Annotated in this window: 22 protein-coding genes and 1 riboswitch; of the genes, 19 read left to right on the top strand and 3 right to left on the bottom strand. The window is 73.5% G+C overall.

The features are described 5' to 3' along the window. Window positions 1-35: 35 nt before the first annotated feature. From KBX43_RS07005 to truA, 9 genes are all read left to right on the top strand, one after another. Window positions 36-554 (top strand): DUF1707 domain-containing protein, encoded by a 519-nt coding sequence (locus KBX43_RS07005; RefSeq protein ID WP_113973624.1) that lies wholly within the window; start codon window positions 36-38, stop codon window positions 552-554. Between the two features lie 232 nt (window positions 555-786). Next, the gene (infA, locus tag KBX43_RS07000) at window positions 787-1,008 is read left to right on the top strand and encodes a translation initiation factor IF-1 (RefSeq protein WP_007073013.1); all 222 of its coding nucleotides are present in this window, start codon (window positions 787-789) and stop codon (window positions 1,006-1,008) included. Between the two features lie 92 nt (window positions 1,009-1,100). Then, window positions 1,101-1,214 carry a 50S ribosomal protein L36 gene (gene rpmJ / locus KBX43_RS06995; RefSeq protein ID WP_012184307.1) on the top strand — a complete coding sequence of 38 codons (114 nt, stop codon included), beginning with the start codon at window positions 1,101-1,103 and terminating at the stop codon, window positions 1,212-1,214. A 210-nt stretch (window positions 1,215-1,424) separates the two neighbouring features. Beyond that, window positions 1,425-1,805: a 30S ribosomal protein S13 gene (rpsM, locus tag KBX43_RS06990; RefSeq protein WP_013288614.1), complete on the top strand. Its 381-nt coding sequence runs from the start codon at window positions 1,425-1,427 to the stop codon at window positions 1,803-1,805. A gap of 18 nt (window positions 1,806-1,823) precedes the next feature. Continuing rightward, entirely contained in the window at window positions 1,824-2,231 is a 408-nt protein-coding gene (gene rpsK, locus KBX43_RS06985; RefSeq protein ID WP_013288613.1) for a 30S ribosomal protein S11, read from the top strand. 14 nt (window positions 2,232-2,245) lie between these two features. Continuing rightward, window positions 2,246-2,872: a 30S ribosomal protein S4 gene (gene rpsD / locus KBX43_RS06980; RefSeq protein WP_018784565.1), complete on the top strand. Its 627-nt coding sequence runs from the start codon at window positions 2,246-2,248 to the stop codon at window positions 2,870-2,872. 95 nt (window positions 2,873-2,967) lie between these two features. Next, window positions 2,968-3,990, top strand: a complete 1,023-nt coding sequence (locus tag KBX43_RS06975; protein WP_007073009.1) for a DNA-directed RNA polymerase subunit alpha — start codon at window positions 2,968-2,970, stop codon at window positions 3,988-3,990. Between the two features lie 34 nt (window positions 3,991-4,024). Beyond that, window positions 4,025-4,585 carry a 50S ribosomal protein L17 gene (rplQ, locus tag KBX43_RS06970; RefSeq protein WP_030501600.1) on the top strand — a complete coding sequence of 187 codons (561 nt, stop codon included), beginning with the start codon at window positions 4,025-4,027 and terminating at the stop codon, window positions 4,583-4,585. A 70-nt stretch (window positions 4,586-4,655) separates the two neighbouring features. Further along, window positions 4,656-5,489 (top strand): tRNA pseudouridine(38-40) synthase TruA, encoded by an 834-nt coding sequence (truA, locus tag KBX43_RS06965; RefSeq protein ID WP_210883826.1) that lies wholly within the window; start codon window positions 4,656-4,658, stop codon window positions 5,487-5,489. A 7-nt stretch (window positions 5,490-5,496) separates the two neighbouring features. Here truA and KBX43_RS06960 read toward each other — a convergent pair whose 3' ends face one another. Then, window positions 5,497-6,708, bottom strand: coding sequence for a hypothetical protein (locus tag KBX43_RS06960; RefSeq protein ID WP_240925837.1), 1,212 nt, complete (start codon window positions 6,706-6,708; stop codon window positions 5,497-5,499). A 125-nt stretch (window positions 6,709-6,833) separates the two neighbouring features. Between KBX43_RS06960 and KBX43_RS06955 the strand changes: the two genes are divergently transcribed. From KBX43_RS06955 to KBX43_RS06945, 3 genes are read left to right on the top strand one after another with little or no spacing between them, the layout of a single operon-like run. Continuing rightward, the gene (locus tag KBX43_RS06955; RefSeq protein WP_064446615.1) at window positions 6,834-7,439 is read left to right on the top strand and encodes a class I SAM-dependent methyltransferase; all 606 of its coding nucleotides are present in this window, start codon (window positions 6,834-6,836) and stop codon (window positions 7,437-7,439) included. A gap of 41 nt (window positions 7,440-7,480) precedes the next feature. Beyond that, complete coding sequence (locus tag KBX43_RS06950; RefSeq protein WP_210883825.1) at window positions 7,481-9,160, top strand: ABC-F family ATP-binding cassette domain-containing protein; 1,680 nt, start codon at window positions 7,481-7,483, stop codon at window positions 9,158-9,160. 37 nt (window positions 9,161-9,197) lie between these two features. Beyond that, window positions 9,198-10,160 (top strand): aldo/keto reductase, encoded by a 963-nt coding sequence (locus KBX43_RS06945; protein ID WP_176722774.1) that lies wholly within the window; start codon window positions 9,198-9,200, stop codon window positions 10,158-10,160. Window positions 10,161-10,750: 590 nt separating this feature from the next. Here KBX43_RS06945 and KBX43_RS06940 read toward each other — a convergent pair. After that, window positions 10,751-11,662 carry a DUF559 domain-containing protein gene (locus tag KBX43_RS06940; protein WP_210883823.1) on the bottom strand — a complete coding sequence of 304 codons (912 nt, stop codon included), beginning with the start codon at window positions 11,660-11,662 and terminating at the stop codon, window positions 10,751-10,753. 118 nt (window positions 11,663-11,780) lie between these two features. Beyond that, window positions 11,781-11,892: riboswitch (TPP riboswitch) on the top strand. On the opposite strand from KBX43_RS06940, the gene thiE reads away from it, so the two are divergent. From thiE to thiC, 7 genes are all read left to right on the top strand, one after another. After that, window positions 11,887-12,513 (top strand): thiamine phosphate synthase, encoded by a 627-nt coding sequence (gene thiE / locus KBX43_RS06935; RefSeq protein WP_210883821.1) that lies wholly within the window; start codon window positions 11,887-11,889, stop codon window positions 12,511-12,513. (Overlaps the previous riboswitch by 6 nt.) Beyond that, entirely contained in the window at window positions 12,507-13,637 is a 1,131-nt protein-coding gene (thiO, locus tag KBX43_RS06930; RefSeq protein ID WP_210883813.1) for a glycine oxidase ThiO, read from the top strand. Before thiE ends, thiO begins: the two co-directional genes overlap by 7 nt. Further along, on the top strand, window positions 13,628-13,828 hold the full coding sequence (gene thiS, locus KBX43_RS06925) for a sulfur carrier protein ThiS (RefSeq protein WP_013288601.1): 201 nt from the start codon (window positions 13,628-13,630) through the stop codon (window positions 13,826-13,828). Before thiO ends, thiS begins: the two co-directional genes overlap by 10 nt. Before the next feature lie 5 nt (window positions 13,829-13,833). Beyond that, window positions 13,834-14,607, top strand: a complete 774-nt coding sequence (locus tag KBX43_RS06920) for a thiazole synthase (RefSeq protein ID WP_069087957.1) — start codon at window positions 13,834-13,836, stop codon at window positions 14,605-14,607. Window positions 14,608-14,669: 62 nt separating this feature from the next. Further along, complete coding sequence (locus KBX43_RS06915; RefSeq protein WP_113974787.1) at window positions 14,670-15,443, top strand: thiamine phosphate synthase; 774 nt, start codon at window positions 14,670-14,672, stop codon at window positions 15,441-15,443. Next, on the top strand, window positions 15,440-16,228 hold the full coding sequence (gene thiD, locus KBX43_RS06910) for a bifunctional hydroxymethylpyrimidine kinase/phosphomethylpyrimidine kinase (protein ID WP_187694339.1): 789 nt from the start codon (window positions 15,440-15,442) through the stop codon (window positions 16,226-16,228). The genes KBX43_RS06915 and thiD overlap by 4 nt, the downstream gene beginning before the upstream one ends. Before the next feature lie 17 nt (window positions 16,229-16,245). Beyond that, window positions 16,246-17,829 (top strand): phosphomethylpyrimidine synthase ThiC, encoded by a 1,584-nt coding sequence (gene thiC / locus KBX43_RS06905; RefSeq protein WP_104113831.1) that lies wholly within the window; start codon window positions 16,246-16,248, stop codon window positions 17,827-17,829. 46 nt (window positions 17,830-17,875) lie between these two features. On the opposite strand, the gene KBX43_RS06900 is transcribed toward thiC, so the two are convergent. Beyond that, complete coding sequence (locus KBX43_RS06900; protein WP_210883811.1) at window positions 17,876-20,497, bottom strand: hypothetical protein; 2,622 nt, start codon at window positions 20,495-20,497, stop codon at window positions 17,876-17,878. Window positions 20,498-20,560: the final 63 nt, after the last annotated feature.

Here is a 20,560-nt window from a genome sequence, read left to right as displayed (position 1 = left end):
ATGACATGCTTGCTCCCATGGATGAGCGCAACCGGATGCGGGCGGCCGACGCGGACCGGGAGGCCACCGCGGATCGTCTCCGGGCGGCGCTGAACGAGGGCCGGCTCGACCTGAACGAGTACGACGAGCGGCTGCGCCGGGCGTACGGGGCGAAGACCTACGGCGAGCTGGACGAGCTGCTGACCGACCTGCCCGGTTCCCGGCCGGCGGAGACTTCGCTGCCGGCTCCGCGCACGGCCGGGAAGAGCCCGGCGGTTGATCGGGACCAGGCGGCCGAGAGCACGCGCAGCGTCTGGCTGCTGGGGGTGTGGGGGCCCTGGCTGAAGGTGGCCCTGATCCTCACCGCGATCTGGTTCGTCTCCCAGCTGGGTGAGGGCGAGTTCGACGACTACTGGCCGATCTGGGTGCTCGGCCCGTGGGGCGCCGTGGTGCTCTACCAGACGATCCAGGGGCTGGCGCACGGCGCGCCGGAGAAGGACGCGGAGCGCCGGCGGCGCAAGCAGGTCGAGCGGGAGGCGCGCCGCCGGGCGAAGCGGGAGCTGCCGGAGACGTGAGCTGCGTCATATTCACGCCCTGCGGGTGACGGTCCCGCCGGTCGGTTTGGCGAGCGCGCGCGGGTCGGCGTACACTTTCAGATCGGCGCACAGCGTCCACTCCGCCATGCCCACCCTGCGCTTCGGTGGGAGTCGGAGCCGCGGCTGGCGCGGGTTTCCTGATCTTGGTCAGTTCTCCCGTGTAAGACGTTGTGGGCCGTCCGGAGTAACCGACGTCAGGACAGCGGAGGACATGCCGAAAAAAGACGGAGCCATCGAGATCGAGGGTCGGGTCATCGAGCCCCTGCCGAACGCCATGTTCCGGGTGGAGCTCGCGAACGGTCACAAGGTGCTGGCTCACATCAGCGGCAAGATGCGGCAGCACTACATCCGCATCCTGCCGGAGGACCGGGTCGTCGTCGAACTCTCGCCGTACGACCTGACCCGCGGGCGCATCGTCTACCGCTACAAGTAAGCCTGACGGCGGCCGGGACGTTCCCGTGTCCGTCTTCGACGTCCGGGTCGCGCTGCGTCGCGCCTCCGGGCCAGATGGGAAGTAAGGCAACCGTGAAGGTCAAGCCGAGCGTCAAGAGGATCTGCAACAAGTGCCGGGTGATCCGCCGGCACGGCCGGGTCATGGTCATCTGCACCGACCCGCGCCACAAGCAGCGCCAGGGCTGACGCCCCACACATCACCAACTCGTCCCAGCCGCGGTCGGGCGCGCAGCGCGTACCCCCTCGTGGTTGACCCCCGGTCGGAGGCCGGGGCCCGCTCGGGCAGCGACCCGTCCCGGTCGCCGGCGTTCGTCGCCGGAAGGACAGGGACGGTCGGGTAGCGGGGTGGGACGGGTCCACACCTCCGCCACAACATCACGAGGAGTACGCCCGCACATGGCACGTCTAGTCGGCGTGGATCTCCCCCGCGAGAAGCGGATGGAGATCGCGCTCACCTACATCTTCGGGGTCGGTCGCACCCGCGCCCTGGAGACGCTCGCCGCGACCGGCATCTCGCCGGACAAGCGCGTTCGGGACCTCACGGACGAGGAGCTCGTCGAGCTCCGGAACCACATCGAGGGCAACTACAAGGTTGAAGGCGACCTGCGCCGCGAGGTCGCCGCTGACATCCGCCGCAAGGTCGAGATCGGCTGCTACGCCGGTATCCGGCACCGCCGCGGTCTGCCCGTGCGTGGCCAGCGCACCAAGACCAACGCGCGGACCCGGAAGGGCCCGAAGCGGACCGTGGCCGGCAAGAAGAAGCCCGGCAAGAAGTAACTAGGAGCGCACAGACTTATGCCACCGAAGGCTCGTGCCGGAGCCGCCGTCAAGAAGGTCCGGCGCAAGGAACGCAAGAACGTCGCCCACGGGCAGGCGCACATCAAGAGCACCTTCAACAACACCATCGTGTCCATCACGGACCCGACCGGTGCGGTCATCTCCTGGGCCTCCTCCGGCCAGGTCGGCTTCAAGGGCTCCCGCAAGTCGACTCCGTTCGCCGCGCAGCTCGCCGCCGAGGCCGCCGCGCGCCGCGCGATGGAGCACGGCATGCGCAAGGTCGACGTGTTCGTCAAGGGCCCCGGCTCCGGCCGGGAGACCGCCATCCGTTCGCTGCAGGCAGTGGGCCTCGAGGTCGGGCAGATCTCCGACGTCACGCCGCAGCCGCACAACGGGTGCCGTCCGCCGAAGCGTCGCCGGGTCTGAGAGGTTAGAGAGAGATGGCTCGTTACACCGGTGCTGACTGCCGCCGTTGCCGGCGGGAGAAGATGAAGCTGTTCCTCAAGGGCAGCAAGTGCGATGGCCCGAAGTGCCCGTTCGAGTCCCGGCCGTTCCCGCCCGGGCAGCACGGCCGCGGCCGCACGAAGGAGACGGAGTACCTGCTCCAGCTTCGTGAGAAGCAGAAGGCCCGTCGTGTCTACGGCGTGCTGGAGAAGCAGTTCCGCGGCTACTACGAAGAGGCCGTGAGCAAGGAGGCCAAGACCGGCGAGGTCCTGCTGCAGATCCTCGAGTCGCGGCTGGACAACGTGGTCTACCGGGCCGGCTACGCCAAGTCCCGGGACATGGCCCGCCAGCTGGTCAAGCACGGCCACTTCACGGTGAACGGCAAGAAGGTCGACATCCCGTCGTACCGCGTCAAGGAGCACGACATCGTCGAGGTGCGTGCCAAGAGCAAGGAGCTCACCCCGTTCCTCGTGGCGCAGGGTGAGGCCGGCTCGCGGACCGTTCCGGCGTGGCTGGAGGCGATCCCGAGCCAGCTGAAGATCCTCGTGCACTCGCTCCCGGCCCGCCAGGTGATCGACACCCAGGTCCAGGAGCAGCTGATCGTCGAGCTCTACTCCAAGTAAGGGCTCGTTGCGGTGGCCCGTCCTCCGGGGCGGGCCACCGGAACAGTTGTGTCGTGGGCGTCAAATAGCGGGCGCCCCGGAAGAGAAGAGAAAAGATGCTCATCAGCCAGCGACCGTCTCTCTCCGAAGAGTCGATCAACGAGACCCGCTCCCGGTTCACCATCGAGCCGCTGGAGCCCGGCTTCGGCTACACGCTGGGCAACTCGCTGCGGCGTACGCTGCTGTCCTCCATCCCCGGTGCGGCGGTCACCTCGATCAAGATCGACGGTGTGCTGCACGAGTTCACCACGATCCCCGGGGTCAAGGAGGACGTGGTCGAGCTCGTCATGAACATCAAGGAGCTGTGCGTCAGCTCCGAGCACGACGAGCCGGTCAGCATGTACCTGCGCAAGCAGGGCCCGGGCGACGTGACCGCCGGTGACATCCAGCCCCCGGCCGGTGTCTCGGTGCACAACCCGGACCTGAAGCTCGCCACCCTCAACGGCAAGGGCCGGCTCGACATGGAGCTGACCGTCGAGCGGGGTCGCGGCTACGTCACCGCGGCGCAGAACAAGCAGGCGGGCGCCGAGATCGGCCGGATCCCGGTCGACTCGATCTACTCGCCGGTGCTCAAGGTGACGTACCGGGTCGAGGCGACCCGTGTCGAGCAGCGGACCGACTTCGACCGGCTGATCATCGACGTCGAGACCAAGCCGTCGATGGGCCCGCGTACCGCGCTGGCCTCGGCCGGCTCGACGCTGGTGGAGCTGTTCGGGCTCGCCCGTGAGCTGGACGAGACCGCTGAGGGCATCGACATCGGGCCGTCCCCGCAGGACGCCCAGTTGGCGGCCGACCTGGCCCTGCCGATCGAGGAGCTGGACCTGACCGTCCGCTCCTACAACTGCCTCAAGCGCGAGGGCATCAACTCCGTTGGTGAGCTCATCGGGCGTACCGAGGCCGACCTTCTCGACATCCGCAACTTCGGCCAGAAGTCGATCGACGAGGTCAAGATGAAGCTCGCCGGGATGGGCCTGGGGCTGAAGGACTCGGCTCCGAACTTCGACCCGGCGCACGTCGTGGACGCCTTCGGTGAGGCGGACTACGACACCGACGACTACCGCGAGACCGAGCAGCTCTAGTCCGCGCTGCCGCCACACCTGAGGAGCACCAAGCATGCCCACGCCCACCAAGGGCCCCCGCCTCGGCGGCAGCCCCGCGCACGAGCGGCTGATGCTGGCCAACCTGGCCACCGCGCTGTTCCAGCACGGCAAGATCCAGACCACCGAGACGAAGGCCCGGCGGCTGCGTCCGCTGGCCGAGCAGCTCATCACCAAGGCCAAGCGCGGCGACCTCGCCTCGCGTCGCCGGGTGCTGGGCGTCGTCAAGGACAAGGACGTGGTCTACGCCCTGTTCGACCAGATCGCGCCCCGGTACGCCAACCGCAACGGTGGCTACACCCGGATCGTGAAGACCGGTCCGCGCAAGGGTGACGCCGCTCCGATGGCGATCATCGAGCTGGTGGAGGAGCTTCAGGTCGCCGAGCCGAAGGCGAACAAGAAGACCGCCGCCCGCAAGGCCGCGCAGCAGGACAAGGTCGAGGCCCTGGCCCCGGCCGAGGAGAAGCCGCGCTCCAGCGAGGGCGACCAGGACGCCGAGGCCCCGGTCTCCGCGTCGGGTGACACCGCCGCCGCCCGCGAGGACAGCGACGAGGCCACCGAGAACGACAAGGCCTGAGATCAGGCTCGACCGGGCCCGGCATCCCCTCGGGGGTGCCGGGCCCGTCGCCGTCGACAGGAGGTACGAGGTGGACGAGCGGATCCGGCTGCGGCTGGACGTCTCGTACGACGGCACGGACTTCTCCGGCTGGGCGCCCCAGCCGACCCGGCGCACCGTGGCCGGCGTGCTCATGCAGACGCTGGACCTGGTGCTCGGCGCGGGCACGGCGACCGGCCTGACGGTGGCCGGGCGTACCGACGCCGGGGTGCACGCCACCGGGCAGGTCTGCCACCTCGACCTGCCCGCCGCGGTGTGGCGGGAGCACGAGGGGCGGCTGCTGCGCCGGCTGGCCCGGCTCCTCCCGCCGGATGTGCGGGTACGCGCCATGACCGAGGTGCCGGCCGACTTCGACGCCCGCTTCTCGGCCACGTTCCGGCGTTACGAGTACCGGGTCACCGACGCCCCGTGGGGCGCCGAGCCGCTGCGCCGCCGGCACACCCTGGCCTGGCCGAAGCCGCTGGACCTCGCGGCGCTGAACGCCGCCGCGGCCGGGCTGGTGGGCGAGCACGACTTCGCCGCGTACTGCCGGCGCAAGGAGAACGCCACCACGCTGCGCGAGGTGACCCGGCTGGACTGGCGGCGCGACCCGGACGGGATCCTGGTCGCCACCGTCCAGGCCGACGCGTTCTGCCAGAACATGGTGCGCAGCCTGGTCGGGGCGATGCTGGTGGCCGGGGACGGGCGGCGGCCGGTGCAGTGGCCGGCCGGCCTGCTGACCCGGCGTGAGCGCTCCAGCGAGGTGACAGTGGCGCCCGCGCACGGCCTCGCCCTGGTCGCTGTGGGCTACCCGGCCGACCCGGCCGAGTACGCCCGCCGCGCCGATCTGACCCGCCGGTTGCGGGTGCCGGTGGCCGAGGGCTGACCGGAGGTCAGTCGGTGCCCCGCTGACCGGCGCTGTCCCCGGCCGACTCCGCGTCGGGCTGCCCGGCCGTTCCGGCCGCCGCACGACGGTCCAGCACAGCCCGGTTGAGGTGCAGTTCGACCATGTCGTACATGATCTCGCGGGCGGCTGCGTCGTCGCTGGGGATGCGTTCCCCGTCGGCGCGCGTGACCAGGCAGTAGGCGACGTAGTGTCCGCGTACCTGCCAGGCGACCCGGGCCGCGGCCTTCTCCACCACCTCGGTGTCGTCGCCCGCCGCCATGCCACGGAACCGTCCCTGGCGCGCGTCGAGCAGCGGCCGGATGCGGTCGCGTACCCGCTGGGCGGTGGCCACGTCGGTGAGGTTGAACAGACCGGCGGTGATCAGGTGGTCGCCGTCGGGGGAGCGGAGCGTGCCCCGCACGACCTGGTTGCAGCCGAGCCGGACCAGCAGGTCGGCGATCTCGCCGGTGGCCGCTACCTGACACTTCGTACTGGCCTGGGTCTTGAGCACCCGGTACGCCGGCTTCCCGTCGGTGAGCACCAGGTCCTTGGTCGGGAAGACCTCCTTGGCGGTGAGCGTCGCCTGGTCGGTGTCCCGGGAGTCCAGGTCGGTGCCGCCGGCCGGGGTGCTCGACTCGCTCGGCTGCGGGGTCGGCTGGCCGGCGGACGGCGTGGCCGTCCGCTCGTCCAGCAGCGCCGCGACGGCGAGCCCGGTGAGCGAGAGCAGCAGCAGTACGGCGGCGCCACCGACGAGCGCCTGCCAGAACCGGCTGCCGCCGTTGCGGCGGTCGGCGCGCCGGGCCCGGGGCAGTTCGGAGACGTCGCCGGCGCGGGCGGTCGGGTTGGCGGGGATCGGCACTGTCGGCCGGTTCGTCGCCGCCGGTACGGGCGCGGGCATGGGTGGCGCGGGCTGCGGCACCGGGGACGGCTCCCGTGGTGGCGCGGGCCGTCCCGGTGTCGGCGCCGGGGCCGGTGGCGCCGGAACGGGTGCGCGGGTGTCGTCCGCCACCGCCTGCCCGTCGGGGTCGTCCTGCCCGGCCGCGCCGGCCGGCGGCAGCGCCGGTTGCGGGCGCGGCGGCGGGGGCAGCGACGGCGTGGGGAACCGGGAGCGTGACGGACCCGCGGGCGGCGGCGTCGTGGCTGCGGGCCCGTGCGGGGCCGACCCGGGCTTCGGGTACTCCAGGAAGGCGTCCTCATCGGACTCGTACCGGTACACCATGTGGCATAGAGTAGGACTGATTGTCCCTTTCAGGGGTAATATCGGGAAAATCTGGCGGAGTGGCGTCCGGCTCCGCCCCTGACACCGTTGCCGGAACCGCCCCGGCCCGGTGCGAGAATGCCTGCGTGACCGGCGACCACTACTTCACCGCTGAGCCCTCGGGCCCGGCCCGCCCGCGCGAGGTCGAGTTCACAGTCGCCGGGCGCGACTACACGCTCGGCTCGGCCGGTGGCGTCTTCTCCGCCGACCGGCTCGACCCCGGCACCGCCGTGCTGCTGCGCAAGGCCGACCTGCCGGCCGCCGACGTCACCGGCGCGCTGCTCGACATCGGCTGCGGCTTCGGCCCGATCACCTGCGTCCTCGCCACTGTCGCGCCGGAGGCCACCGTCTGGGCCGTGGACGTCAACGAGCGGGCCCGCGCCCTCACCACCGCCAACGCGGCAAGGGTCGGCGCCGCCGACCGGGTACGCGCCGTCGCGCCCGACGAGCTGCCGGACGACGTCACCTTCACCCAGATCTGGTCCAACCCGCCCATCCACATCGGCAAACCGGAACTGCACGGCCTGCTGCTGCGCTGGCTGCCCCGGCTCGCCCCGGACGGCGTGGCCTGGCTCGTCGTCGCCCGGCACCTCGGCGGCGACTCGCTGCACCGCTGGCTGGTCGAGCAGGGCTGGTCCGTCGAGCGGCACGCCAGCCAGAAGGGCTACCGGGTGCTGCGCGTCACCCGGTAATCCGGTGTCGTCCAGCGGCCCGGCTCGGGCAGGATGCCCGCGTGGGATACGTGGACGTGGCAGCGGTCGGGCACATCCTCCCGGACGGGCGTGAGCTGTTCAGCGACGTCTCGTTCCGGGTCGGTGAGGGTGCCAAGGTGGCGCTGGTCGGCCCGAACGGCGCCGGCAAGACCACGCTGCTGCGGATGGTCGCCGGTGACCTGCCGGTGAAGACCGGCGCGATCGCGCGCTCCGGCGGGCTGGGCGTGATGCGGCAGTTCATCGGCATGATCGGCGACGAGTCCACGCTCGCCGACCTGGCGCTCTCCCTCGCCCCGCCCGCGCTGCGCGACGCCGGGCGGCGGCTCGCCGAGACCGAGGCGGCCATGCGGGCGGCCGAGGTCCGCGGCAAGTACAGCTCCGCCGCCGCCAAGGCCCAGCTCGCGTACGCCGAGGCGCTCGCCGCCTGGGGCGAGACCGGCGGTTACGACGCGGAGGTCCTCTTCGACACCGTCGCCACCATCGTGCTGGACCTGCCGTGGGACAGCGCCCGGGACCGGCCGGTGCGCACGCTCTCCGGCGGCCAGCAGAAACGCTTCGCGCTGGAACTGCTGCTGCGCGGCCCGGACGAGGTGCTGCTGCTCGACGAGCCGGACAACTTCCTCGACGTACCCGGCAAACGCTGGCTGGAGGGGCGGCTGCGCGAGTCGGCCAAGTCCGTGCTGTACGTCTCACACGACCGGGAACTGCTGGCCCAGACCGCCGACCGGGTCGTCGCGGTGGAGGGCGGCAGCGCCTGGGTGCACCCGGGCGGCTTCGCGAGCTGGCACGACGCCCGGGTCGCCCGGCACGCCCGCCTCGACGAGCTGCGCAAACGCTGGGACGAGGAGCACCAGAAGCTGCGCGAGCTGATGCTGATGTACAAGCAGAAGGCCGCGTACAACGACGGGATGGCGTCCCGCTACCAGGCCGCGCAGACCCGGCTGCGCAAGTTCGAGGAGGCCGGGCCGCCGCCCGTACCCCCGAAGGACCAGGACATCCGGATGCGCCTGACCGGCGGGCGGACAGGCAAGCGCGCGGTCATCGCCGAGCAGTTGGAGCTGGACGGCCTGACGTACCCGTTCGACCTGGAACTCTGGTACGGCGACCGGGTCGCGGTGCTCGGCGCGAACGGCACCGGCAAGTCGCACTTCCTGCGCCTGCTGGCCCGCGGCGGCACCGACCCGGAGCCCGGCAACACCCCGGTCGACGGCGCCGCCGCGCTCGCGCCGGTCGCGCACGGCGGCGTGGTCCGGCTCGGCGCGCGGGTGCGGCCCGGGCACTTCTCGCAGACCCACGACCGCCCCGAGCTGATGGCGAAGACGCTGGTCGAGGTGCTGTGGCGCGGCGACGAGCACCGGGCCGGCATGGACCGGCACGCCGCCATGGCGGCGCTGTCCCGGTACGAGCTGGCCGGGCAGGGCGACCAGCGGTTCGGCACGCTCTCCGGCGGTCAGCAGGCCCGCTTCCTGGTGCTGCTGCTGGAACTGTCCGGCGCGACGCTGCTGCTGCTGGACGAGCCCACCGACAACCTCGACCTGGCCTCGGCCGAGGCGCTGGAGGCCGGGCTGACCGCGTTCGAGGGAACTGTCGTCGCGGTCACCCACGACAGGTGGTTCACCCGTACCTTCGACCGGTTCGTGCTGTTCCGGGGCGACGGTGACGTGGTGGAGACGCCGGCGCCGGTCTGGGACGTGGCCTGAGCCGCTCCCCGGGTGGGCCCCGGGGAGCGGGCATAGGGTGGATCTCGTGAGTGAGATGACCTATCGCCGGCTGGGCGACTCCGGGCTCGTGGTGTCAGTGGTCGGCATCGGCTGCAACAACTTCGGCCGCAAACTCGACCTCGACGGCACCCGGGCGGTGGTCGACGCCGCCCTCGACGCCGGGATCAACTTCTTCGACACCGCCGACATCTACGGCGAGCCGCAGGGCGCCTCCGAGGAACTGCTCGGCCAGGCGCTCAAAGGCCGCCGCGACGACGTGGTGGTGGCCACCAAGTTCGGCATGGACATGCACGGCGCGAACGGGCCGGACCACGACGCCCGGGGCGCCCGCCGCTACATCGCCCGCGCCGTCGAGGCGTCGCTGCGCCGGCTCGGCACCGACCACATCGACCTGTACCAGATGCACGAGCCAGACCCGGGCACCCCGATCGACGAGACGCTCGCCGCGCTCGACGACCTGGTGACCGCCGGCAAGGTGCGCTACCTGGGCAACTCCAACTTCGCCGGCTGGCAGATCGCCGACGCCGACTGGACCGCGTCGTCGCAGGGGCGTACCCGGTTCATCTCCGCGCAGAACCACTACTCGCTGGTGGAACGCGGGGTGGAGGCCGAGGTGATCCCGGCGTGCGAGCGGTTCGGCCTCGGCATGCTGCCGTTCTTCCCGCTGGCCAACGGGCTGCTCACCGGCAAGTACAAGCGTGGCGAGGCGCCCCCGGCCGGTAGCCGGCTGGCCGGCGGCGGCCGGTACGCCGAGCGGCTGGCCGCCGCGCGCTGGGACGTCATCGAGGCGATCGATGCGTACGCGGCCGAGCGCGGCATCAGCATGCTGCACGTGGCCATCGGCGGCCTGGCGGCCCGTCCCGCGGTGACGTCCGTGATCGCCGGCGCCACCACTCCCGACCAGGTGAAGGCGAACGCCGAAGCCGGCACGTGGCAGCCGTCCGACGAGGACCTGGCCGCCTTGGACGCCATCCTCTGACTGTCCGCGCCCGCGCGCTCGGGCTTGCACGTCGGGCGTGTGCTGGCGCGCTCGGGTTTGCACGTCGGGGCGTGTGCTCGTGTGTCGGGTGTGTGCGTCGGGGCGTGTGCTCACCCGTTTGGGCCTGCGCACACCGGGCTGCCCGCGCGCTCAGCTCACCCACGCGTTCGGCTCCGCCCGCACGTGGACTGTGCGCCCTCGGTTGGGGGTGCGCCCGCGCGGCCTGCGCCCCATCAAGGCTCGCCCACGCGTCAGGCACCCATGGCGTGCCACCCACAGGCAGCGCTCACGACGAGTGGAACACCATGGGTGTCATAAGGGCCTTGAGACACCCATGGCGTTCCACTCGGGGCTGGATCTGGCGACGAGTGGAACGCGATGGGTGTTTGCGGGCGGGCCTCTGACGCCCGTGGTGTCTCGGGCGGCTCGACGGGTGGCGAGCCGGGGACCCAACGGGTGGCGGGCGGCGAAATGGGGGCCCGGTGGGTGGTGGGTGGTCCGGTGGGTGGTAGGTGGCGAAATGGGGGCCAGCGGTGACGTGTGGCGGGCCGGGGGCGTAGCGGGGTGAGGCTCGTGGCGGCGGGCGCGGATCAGTGGTTCGCCTCGGTGGCACGACGTTCTGCCAAGGCCTGGCGCACCAGGGCCACTGTGGCGTCGGGCCGGCGTAGCACGTCGTCGGCGGTGAAGCGGAGCACGAGCCACCCGGCCGCGCGCAGCGCGTTCAGGCGAGCCACGTCACGGCGGAAGTGAGCCCGTTCGCGGTGGTGGTCGCCGTCGTACTCGACCGCGAGGCGGAGCGCCGGCCAGGCCAGGTCCACCCGGGCCACGAAGCGTCCACCGGCGCGTACCTCGTGCTGAGCGGTGAGCGGGCCGAGGCCGGCGTCGAGCAGGAGCAGCCGCAGGCGAGTCTCCATCGGGGACTCGCTCAACGGCTCGGCCAGCGCCAGCACCTCACGCAACAGCGGAGCGCCCGGCCAGCCCGGCCGGGCGGCGGCGTAGGCCCGCAGGGCGGGCAGCTTCACGGCCCGGCGACGCAGCAGCGCCTCGACGGCGACCAACGCCTCGGCGAGTGAGCCCTGCCGGCCCAGGTCGAACGCCGTGCGAAGGGGCGTGGTGACCGGCAGCCCGCCGACGAGGGTGCGGTCCCGCTCCGGCAGCGGTGACCGGACCAACCGCAACCGTGGGTGCGGTCGCAGCCGCGCAGCAGTCGGCAACAGTACTGTCACCGGCGCGTCGCGGGGGAGCACGTCCGCGCCGAACAACCACGCGGCGCTGCGCCCCGCCAGCACGGCCCCCGGCGGCAGGCGCAACGCCACCGCCTCGCACCACATCCGGTGGTCGTCGGCGCGGTACCCGTCGCGGTGCACGTACACGTCCGGCAGCAGGCGGATCCAGGTCTGCCCGCGCAGCATCGTCCAGGTGAGTAGCCCTTCGGAGACGGCGTCGCTGCCCCGGAACGGCAGGACCGCCAGGCGGCGGGGAACACGGGCGGGAACGGACACCCAGGCAGCGTGTCGTGACGGGACGGTCACCCGCTGCCCCGATCCGGCGGACGGCTGGTTCCTGGGAAAAACCTCACCCGGGCTTCCGTACGGGCGGGAGGCGTCGTACGGTAGGCCGCAAGTGACCCACGGGAGCCCGGTGCGGACCGGGCTGAGAGGGGGGCTGGGAGCCCCCGACCGTCGAACCTGATCCGGGTAATGCCGGCGCAGGGAGGAGCGTTGCCGTGCTGTCCCTGGGACGACTGCATCTCATCACCGACACCCGGCCGGGGCGTGACCCGCTCGCCGTGTTGCGTGCCGCACTGCCCGTGGCGGGCGCAGACCTCGTCGTGCAGGTGCGCGTGGAGGACGACGCCACCGACCGGGAGGCGTACGATCTGGCCCGGCTGGTGGTCGACGCCTGCCGGCCGTACGGAGCACAGTGCCTGGTCAACGACCGGCTGCACGTGGCGCTCGCGGTGGACGCCGCCGGTGGCCACGTCGGCGCGGACGACCTGCCGGTGCGTGCCGCGCGCCGGGTGCTCGGCCCGGACGCGGTGCTCGGGGCGACCGCCCGCGAACCGGTGACCGCCCGGGCCGCGGTGGACGCGGGCGCGAGCTACCTGGGCGTGGGCCCGTGCCACGTCACCACCACCAAGTCCGGCCTGCCGGAACCGATCGGCCCCGAGGGGATACGCGCGGTCGCCGAAGCGGTGACCGTGCCGGTGATCGCGGTCGGCGGGGTGACCGCCTCAAGCGTGCCGGAGCTGCGGGCCGCCGGGACGTACGGGGTGGCGGTGGTCGGCGCGCTCAGCGGGGCAGCCGATCCCGCGCACGCCACCGCCGAGCTGCTGCGGGCCCTGACGTGTTAACAGGGGGCCCTTCCTCTACCGGAGGCGTTAACAGGGGGCCCTTCCTTAACGACGTGGCGGTGGTGGGGGGCGGGCCTGTCGGGTGGGCGATCGCGTGGCGGTGCGCGCAACGTGGACTGCGCGTGGTGGTGCACGACGACCGGCCCGGGTCGGGCGCGTCGTCGGTGGCCGCCGGGATGCTGTCGCCGGTCGCCGAGGCGTACTTCGGTGAGCACGAACTCACCGCGCTGCTCGTCGAGTCCGCCGCCCGCTGGCCCGGCTTCGCGACCGAGCTGGCCGAGGCGAGCGACGTCGACATCGGCTACCGCACCGAGGGCACGCTCGTCGTCGGGCTCACCGCCGACGACCTGGCCGAGGCGAGGCGGCTGTGGTCGTACCAGCAGGGCCTGGAACTGCCGATCACGCCGCTGCGTCCCTCGGAGCTGCGCGACCGCGAGCCGGCGTTGGCGCCGCGCGTGCGCGGCGGCGCGGTGGCCCCCGGTGATCACCAGGTCGACCCGCGGCGGCTGGTCGCCGCGTTGCGCACGGCCGCGGAACGCGCCGGCGTGGAGCTGCGCCCGGCGCGCGTCGGCGCGCTGTCCGAGGTGGACGCGCGGGTCACTGTGGTCGCGGCCGGCTGCGGCGCGGCGGCGCTGACCGGCCTGCCGGTCCGCCCGGTGAAGGGCCAGGTGCTGCGGCTGCGCGCGCCGGGTGGCGGTCCGCCGGGCTTCCGGCACGTGATCCGGGGGTACGCGGACAGCGAGCCGGTCTACCTGGTGCCCCGGGACAGCGGCGAGGTCGTGGTCGGGGCGACGGTCGAGGAGCGCGCGGACACCGCTGTCACCGCCGGTGGCGTGCTGACACTGCTGCGCGCCGCCACGGAGCTGGTGCCGGAACTCGTCGAGTACGAGCTGGTGGAGGCAGTCGCCGGGCTGCGCCCCGGTACGCCGGACAACGCGCCGATCATCGGGCCGCTGCCCGGGCAGCCGGGTGTGCTCGCCGCGACCGGACATCACCGGCACGGCATCGTGCTCACCCCGGTCACCGCCGACCTGGTCACCGAGCTGATCGTCACCGGCGAGCCGGATCCCGCGCTCGCCCCCTTCACCCCGGACCGCTTCGGGAAGGAGCGCACGTGGAACTGATCGTCAACGGCACCGGCCGGACGCTGCCCGAGGGCGTCACCGTCGCCGAGGTGGTCCGCACCGTCACCGACCGGGAGCGCGGGCTCGCCGTGGCGGTGAACGGCGAGGTGGTGCCGCGCGGCGGCTGGTCGGCGAGCGTCCTGCGCGACGGCGACCGGGTCGAGGTGCTCAGCGCCACCCAGGGCGGGTGAGCAGGATGTCCACGCTTGAGATCGGCGGGGTCGGGTTCGGCTCCCGGCTCATCCTCGGCACCGGTGGCGCGGCGAACCTGCACGTGCTGGAGGCGGCGATCCGCGCGTCCGGCACCGAGCTGGTGACGCTGGCGCTGCGCCGGGTCGACACCACGCCCGGCGGGTCGGGTGGCCTGCTCGACCTGGTGGAGCGGTGCGGCGTACGGCTGCTGCCGAACACCGCCGGCTGCCGTACCGCGGTGGAGGCGGTGAAGACGGCGCACCTGGCCCGGGAGGCGTTCGACACCGACTGGGTGAAGCTTGAGGTGATCGGCGACGAGCGCACGCTCCTGCCCGACGGGGTGGAGCTGCTGCGCGCCGCCGAGGAGCTGGTCGCGGACGGGTTCACCGTGCTGCCGTACACGTCGGACGATCCGGTGCTCGCGCGGCGGCTGGCCGACGTGGGCTGCGCGGCGGTGATGCCGGCCGGGTCGCCGATCGGCTCCGGGCTGGGCATCGGCAACCCGCACCACATCCGGCTGATCCGGCAGGCGGTCGACGTGCCGGTGGTGCTCGACGCGGGCATCGGCACCGCCTCCGACGCCGCCCTCGCCATGGAGCTGGGCTGCGACGCGGTGCTGCTCGCCAGCGCCGTGACCCGGGCCGCCGACCCGGTCGCGATGGCCACGGCGATGCGCTACGCGGTCGAGGCCGGCCGCCTGGCGTACGGCGCGGGCCGCATCACCCGCCGCTTCCACGCCCTGCCGTCCACCCCCGACGAGGGACGGCCCGACCTGTGACCGCCTCACGCGTAGCGGATCTTGGTACGGAGGCGCCCTCGGAGGGGCGGCCGCGTACCAAGATCCAGGGCGGGCCGAGCGGGGTCGTGCTGCTGACCGATCGGCGGGTGGCCCGGGGGGCGCTCGTCGACGTGGTCGCGGCTGCCGTGGGTGGGGGAGTGCGGTGGGTGGTGCTGCGGGAGAAGGACCTGCCGCGCGCCGAACGCCTCGCGCTCGCCGTCGACCTGCGCGCGATCCTCGCCGACGCGGGCGGCGCGCTCGTCGTCGCCGGACCCGACCCGCTCGACGGGGACGCGGTGCACCTACCGGCTGCCGGCCCGTACCCGCCGCCCGCCGTCGGCCTGGTCGGCCGCTCCTGCCACGACACCGCCGAGCTGGCCCGCCTCACCACCGAGCACTACGCCACCCTGTCCCCGCTCTACGAGACAAAGACAAAACCCGGCTACGGCCCTGTGTTGGGACCGGGCGGATTGAGCGAGCTGATCGCGGTCAGCCCCGTGCCCGTCCTCGCGCTGGGCGGCATCGAGAACCCGGACCAGGTCCACGCATGCGTCGAGGCGGGCGCCGCCGGAGTAGCCGTGCTGGGCGCGATCATGCGCGCGGACGACCCGAGAGAAACCGCCACCACGCTGGGCAGAGCCTTCCAGGAGGCGGCCACCCACTTGGCGCGCACCCACCCCGCGCGATCCGACGCAAGCCCGCACGCGACAGGGCTGCGGCCGACCGTGCCCACGGAGGGATCAAGCCTGACCGCCCGGAGTGGGCACGGTCGGCCGCAGCCCCGAACCGCAACCACTGTCGGCCGCAGCCGTCAAACCACCGGAGAAGACCAGTGACGCCGAGAACAGTCCTCACGATCGCCGGATCCGACTCCGGAGCAGGAGCAGGCATCCAGGCCGACCTCAAGACGTTCGCCGCGCTCGGCGCGTACGGCACGAGCGTGCTCACCGCTGTCACCGCGCAGAGCACCAGGGGCGTGGACGCCGTCCTGCCGCTGCCCCCGCAAACGGTGCGCGACCAGATGGACAGCGTGCTCGGCGACTTCGACGTGCGGGCCGTGAAGAGCGGCATGCTCGGTACCCCGGCGGTCGCCGACGCGGTGGCCGAGGCGGCCCGGGCCGGGCGGCTGCCACACCTGGTCGTCGACCCGGTGCTGGTCGCCACCAGTGGGCACCGGCTCGGCGTGGTGGAGGCGGTCGAGCGGCTCCTGCCGTACGCGGAAGTGGCGACGCCGAACTGCGCGGAGGCCGCGGCCCTCACCGGAGGCCCGGTGGGCACGGTCGAGGAGATGGTGGCGGCGGCCGAGGCGCTGGCGGCGCGCGGACCGGCGTTCGTGGTGGTGACCGGCGGTGACGTGGACGCCGACGGCGAGTCGGTGGACGTCCTGTCGGGCGGCGGAACCACTCGGCTGCTGCGCGCGCCCCGGGTGGACACCCGGCACAACCACGGCACCGGCTGTTCGTTCTCGGCCGCCGTCGCGGTCCGGCTCGCCGCGGGTGACGCGGTGCCGGTCGCGGTGGCGGCCGCCAAAGAGTACGTCACCCGCGCGCTGACCGGCGCGCGGACCTGGGAGCTGGGCGCGGGACGCGGCCCGCTGGACCACTTCGGCTGGTCCGCATGAGCGACAGGGAGGCTGTCATGCAGGCACGTCGCAAGGTGTACGTGGAAGGGTCGCGCCCGGACATCCGGGTGCCGTTCGCCGAGGTGCCGCTGACCGGGGACAACCCACCGGTACGGCTCTACGACACCTCCGGTCCCGGCTCCGACCCGGAGGTGGGGCTGCCCGCGCTGCGCGGGCCGTGGATCGCCGAGCGCGGTGACGTCGCCCCGGTACGCGGCGCCGGCACGCCGCTGGCCGGAACCCGTCCGACCCAGCTCGCGTACGCGCGGGCCGGGATCGTCACGCCGGAGATGGAGTTCGTGGCGATCCGGGAGTCGGTGTCGCCGGAGTTCGTGCGGGACGAGATCGCGGCCGGGCGGGCCGTGCTGCCGCTGAACGTGAACCACCCGGAGTGCGAGCCGGCGATCATCGGCAAGGCGTTCCTGGTGAAGGTCAACGCGAACATCGGCACCTCGGCTGTCACCTCGTCGGTGGCCGAGGAGGTGGAGAAGCTGACCTGGGCCACGCGGTGGGGCGCGGACACCGTGATGGACCTGTCCACCGGCAAGCGCATCCACGAGACGCGCGAGGCGATCGTGCGGAACGCGCCGGTGCCGATCGGCACGGTGCCGATCTACCAGGCGCTGGAGAAGGTCGGCGGTGACCCGGTGAAGCTGAGCTGGGAGGTGTTCCGCGAGACCGTCATCGAGCAGGCGGAGCAGGGCGTCGACTACATGACCGTGCACGCCGGGGTGCTGCTGCCGTACGTGCCGCTGGCGGTGGACCGGGTGACGGGCATCGTGTCCCGGGGTGGCTCGATCATGGCGGCCTGGTGCCTGGCGCACCACGAGGAGAACTTCCTCTACACCAACTTCCGGGAGCTGTGTTCGCTGCTCGCGAAGTACGACGTGACGTTCTCCCTCGGTGACGGGCTGCGCCCCGGTTCCATCGCGGACGCCAACGACGAGGCGCAGTTCGCCGAGCTGCGCACGCTCGGCGAACTGACGAAGATCGCCTGGGAGTACGACGTCCAGGTGATGATCGAGGGCCCCGGGCACGTGCCGATGCACAAGATCAAGGAGAACGTGGACCTCCAGCAGGAGTGGTGCCACGAGGCGCCGTTCTACACGCTCGGGCCGCTGACCACCGACGTCGCGCCCGCGTACGACCACATCACCTCGGCGATCGGCGCGGCGATGATCGGCATGTTCGGCACCGCCATGCTCTGCTACGTCACCCCGAAGGAGCACCTCGGGCTGCCCGACCGCGACGACGTGAAGGCGGGCGTGATCGCGTACAAGATCGCCGCGCACGCGGCCGACCTGGCCAAGGGGCACCCCGGCGCGCAGGCGTGGGACGACGCGCTCTCCAAGGCCCGGTTCGAGTTCCGCTGGGAAGACCAGTTCAACCTGGCGCTCGACCCGGAGACCGCACGGGCGTACCACGACGCGACGCTGCCCGCCGAGCCCGCCAAGACCGCGCACTTCTGCTCGATGTGCGGCCCGAAGTTCTGCTCCATGAAGATCACGCAGGAGTTGAAGGAGTACGCCGCGCGGGGCATGCGCGACAAGTCGGAGGAGTTCGTCGCCGGCGGGTCACGGGTCTACCTGCCACTGGCGTGACCGGAGCCGGGGCGGGCCTGGTGTCCCGGCCCGCCCCGGTGCTCGTTCAGTCGCGGTGGTGCCGCCCGGTACGCAGCGAGCGGGCGTCGTCGGCGTTGTCGTCCGAGGCGAGACCGGCGACCCAGTCCACGTACTCGTCGTCGGCCGCGGTGGTCGGTTCGGCCGTACGCTCGGCCGGCTCCGGCTCATCCTTGGCCCGGTTGCGCCGGAACAGGCCACGCCGGGCCTTCGACTTCCCGGCGGGCGCGTCGGCGTCGTCCGGTCCGGAGTGCCGCCCGCGCCGGGAGTCCGCCTCCGTCTCCGTGGCCTCCGGCAGCGCGGCACCCGCCTCGCCCGGTACGGCAGTCGCCGCCTCGGGCCGGGCGAGCGGCATCCCCGCCTCCGGCCGGGCGAGCGGCCCCGCCGGGCGGGCGTTCGTGGCGAGCGCGTCCCAACCGGTGCTCGCACCCGGCTCGGGCAGACCACGGTGCCGGGGACGCGGCGCCGGCTCGCCCGGGGCGACCGCGTCCGCGGCGTCCCGGTCCGGCGTGTCCGGTTCGGCGGTCGCGCGGTGCGGCCGGCCCGCCGGGGTGATCGGCCAGGCCGGGCGCACCTCGCCGGGCTGCCCGGTCACGTCCTCGAACATCGCGAACCGCGGCCGGGTCGACGGGGCGGGCGCCGGGTCGTCGAAGAAGAAGTTGCGCCCGGTCGGCGCCACCACGTTCGAGTCGGTGCTCGTGTCGTCCCGGTCCGGGTTCGTGGCCTGGGGGGTCGGCTCGGCGTCGGCTCCCCCGCTCGGCGCAGCTTCGGTTCGGCCGCCCGGTGTCGTCGGCGCGGTGTCGGCCGGGCCGGGGGAGGCCGGACCGGTGGCGCGCGGCGCCTTCGGAGTGCGGGTACGCCGGGGGCGGGCGGCGCGGCCGGCCGCGCCGGTGTCTCCGGGGGCTTCGGCCGGTGGCGCGGCGGGGGCGTCACTGCCCGCGTCGGCCGTGACCGGCCCGGCGAGGGCGCCGCTGTCCGTACGCGGGCCGGGAACGTGGCTGTCGGCGGTGGCCGGTGATGCGTCCTTCGCGGTGGTGCCCGCGCCGGCGCTGGGAGTGGTGACGTCTCCGGGGCGGGGTGCTGTGCCGTCGGCGGATGACACCGGCCCGTCGGTAGTCCCGCTGGACCGGCCCGCGCGGGTGCGGCGCGGCCGGGTCACCCGTGGCGTGGTCGCCGCCGCTTCCGGCGCCGGTGCGGCATCGTCCGTGCCGGTGCCGGTGCCGGTGCCGGTGCCGGTGGCGGTGGCGGTCTCGCTGTCGGCCGGAATGCCGGTGGCCTGCCCGGACGCTCCATCGGCGGCTTCGGAACCGGCGGCCGGGTCGGGAGCGGCCGGACGGTCCGTGGTGGCCGCCTCGCCGGTGCTGTCCGCGTGGGCCGTGCCCGGACCCGTGCCCGTGCCCGTGACCGTGCCCGGACCCGCGACCGGGTCGGGGCGGCCCGCGGCGAGGACGTCGATGGCCGAGGTCCGGCGCCCCGGGGGCAGCAGACCCGGCATGGGCTGGCCGTGGCTCGTGTCGGCGACGGCCGGGCGCTCACCCGCCGGCCGTTCCGCAGCGGTCGGCAGATCGGCGGCGGGCAGATCCGCGAGGGCCGGCCGGCCGGCGGCGGGAAGATCGGTACCGGCCGGAGCCGTCGCCGTGGCCGAGCCGCCGGGCTCCGGCCAGTTCCAGTGCGCGGGCGCGGCGGCGCCGCTCGTCACCGGCGGCGCGGGCGGGGCGGCCGGGACGCCCGGAGCGGCCGAGTGCGGCAGCGGCGCGAGGATGTCGGTGGCCTCGACCGCGTCGGGATCGCCGTCGGCGGTGACCGGCCGGGGCAGCATCGTGGTGGCGGTCGAGCCGAGCGCACCGGCGACGACAGCGATCAGCGCGCCGTAGTAGGGCGCGAGCTGGTACCTGTCGGTCGCGGCGCCCGGCCCGGCCGTCAGGTAGGCGAACGCGACGAGCACCGGACCGGCCGCGCCGGCCGCGCCACCGACCAGCGGCGGCCATCCGGCGCGGCGGGCCAGCACGCCGACCGCGCCACCGGCGAGCAGGGCCAGCGTGGGCAGCAGCAGCATGGACAGGCGCTGCGCGGCCGCCGGGTCCAGCCAGGACGGTTCGAGGACGCCGAGCCGGACGGATGCCAGCGGGCGGTCCGAGACGATGGTGGGCGCGACGGACAGCAGCGCCAGCAGCCAGACGATCCCGGCGGTGATCGCCACACCCCAGCCGAACGGCGGCTTCAGCAGTACGGCGATCGCCGCGCCCGCGCCGACCACCGCGCCGAGCGCGGCGCAGACACCGGCGGCCCAGACCGGGTCGACGGATCCGGCCAGCTCGGCCGCGCGGGCCGGTTGCATGCACAGCGGGGCGACCACCGTCGCGCCCAGCGCGCTGACGCCGGCGATGGAGAGCAGTTCGGTGGTGCCGCCGGGGAGGTCGTCGCGGCGGGCGAAGCGCTCGGTGAGGACGGCTCCGGCGACCGTGGCGACCACGGCGAACCAGCCCACCCAGACGAGCTGGGCGGGCCACCTGTTCACCGAGGCGTCGACGAACGCGCCGTCGAGGCGGACGACTCCGAAGCCGTACGCGATGCCCAACTGGCCGGCCCCGGCCAGTACGCTCACTCCGAGCGCCGTGAGCAGCAGCCTGCCCCACGTCCGAAAGGCCATGTCCGGCACGTTACGGCCCGGTGCCCCCGATCGCCACCTTGCCGCCGCGCGGCGCGGCGAACC

This window comes from Micromonospora sp. C41, from assembly GCF_018070485.1.
Classification (GTDB): domain Bacteria; phylum Actinomycetota; class Actinomycetes; order Mycobacteriales; family Micromonosporaceae; genus Micromonospora; species Micromonospora chalcea.
This window is presented reverse-complemented; position numbering and strand designations above follow the sequence as displayed.

Excerpts from the sequence above, each read along its gene's own strand:
- KBX43_RS06960 (WP_240925837.1), bottom strand. The coding sequence starts at position 6,708 with ATGGTGTACCGGTACGAGTCCGATGAGGACGCCTTCCTGGAGTACCCG.
- KBX43_RS06920 (WP_069087957.1), top strand. The coding sequence starts at position 13,834 with ATGTCCACGCTTGAGATCGGCGGGGTCGGGTTCGGCTCCCGGCTCATC.
- thiC (WP_104113831.1), top strand. The coding sequence starts at position 16,246 with ATGCAGGCACGTCGCAAGGTGTACGTGGAAGGGTCGCGCCCGGACATC.
- KBX43_RS06900 (WP_210883811.1), bottom strand. The coding sequence starts at position 20,497 with ATGGCCTTTCGGACGTGGGGCAGGCTGCTGCTCACGGCGCTCGGAGTG.
- rpsD (WP_018784565.1), top strand. The coding sequence starts at position 2,246 with ATGGCTCGTTACACCGGTGCTGACTGCCGCCGTTGCCGGCGGGAGAAG.
- rpsK (WP_013288613.1), top strand. The coding sequence starts at position 1,824 with ATGCCACCGAAGGCTCGTGCCGGAGCCGCCGTCAAGAAGGTCCGGCGC.
- KBX43_RS06975 (WP_007073009.1), top strand. The coding sequence starts at position 2,968 with ATGCTCATCAGCCAGCGACCGTCTCTCTCCGAAGAGTCGATCAACGAG.
- infA (WP_007073013.1), top strand. The coding sequence starts at position 787 with ATGCCGAAAAAAGACGGAGCCATCGAGATCGAGGGTCGGGTCATCGAG.
- KBX43_RS07005 (WP_113973624.1), top strand. The coding sequence starts at position 36 with ATGCGGGCGGCCGACGCGGACCGGGAGGCCACCGCGGATCGTCTCCGG.
- rpsM (WP_013288614.1), top strand. The coding sequence starts at position 1,425 with ATGGCACGTCTAGTCGGCGTGGATCTCCCCCGCGAGAAGCGGATGGAG.
- rplQ (WP_030501600.1), top strand. The coding sequence starts at position 4,025 with ATGCCCACGCCCACCAAGGGCCCCCGCCTCGGCGGCAGCCCCGCGCAC.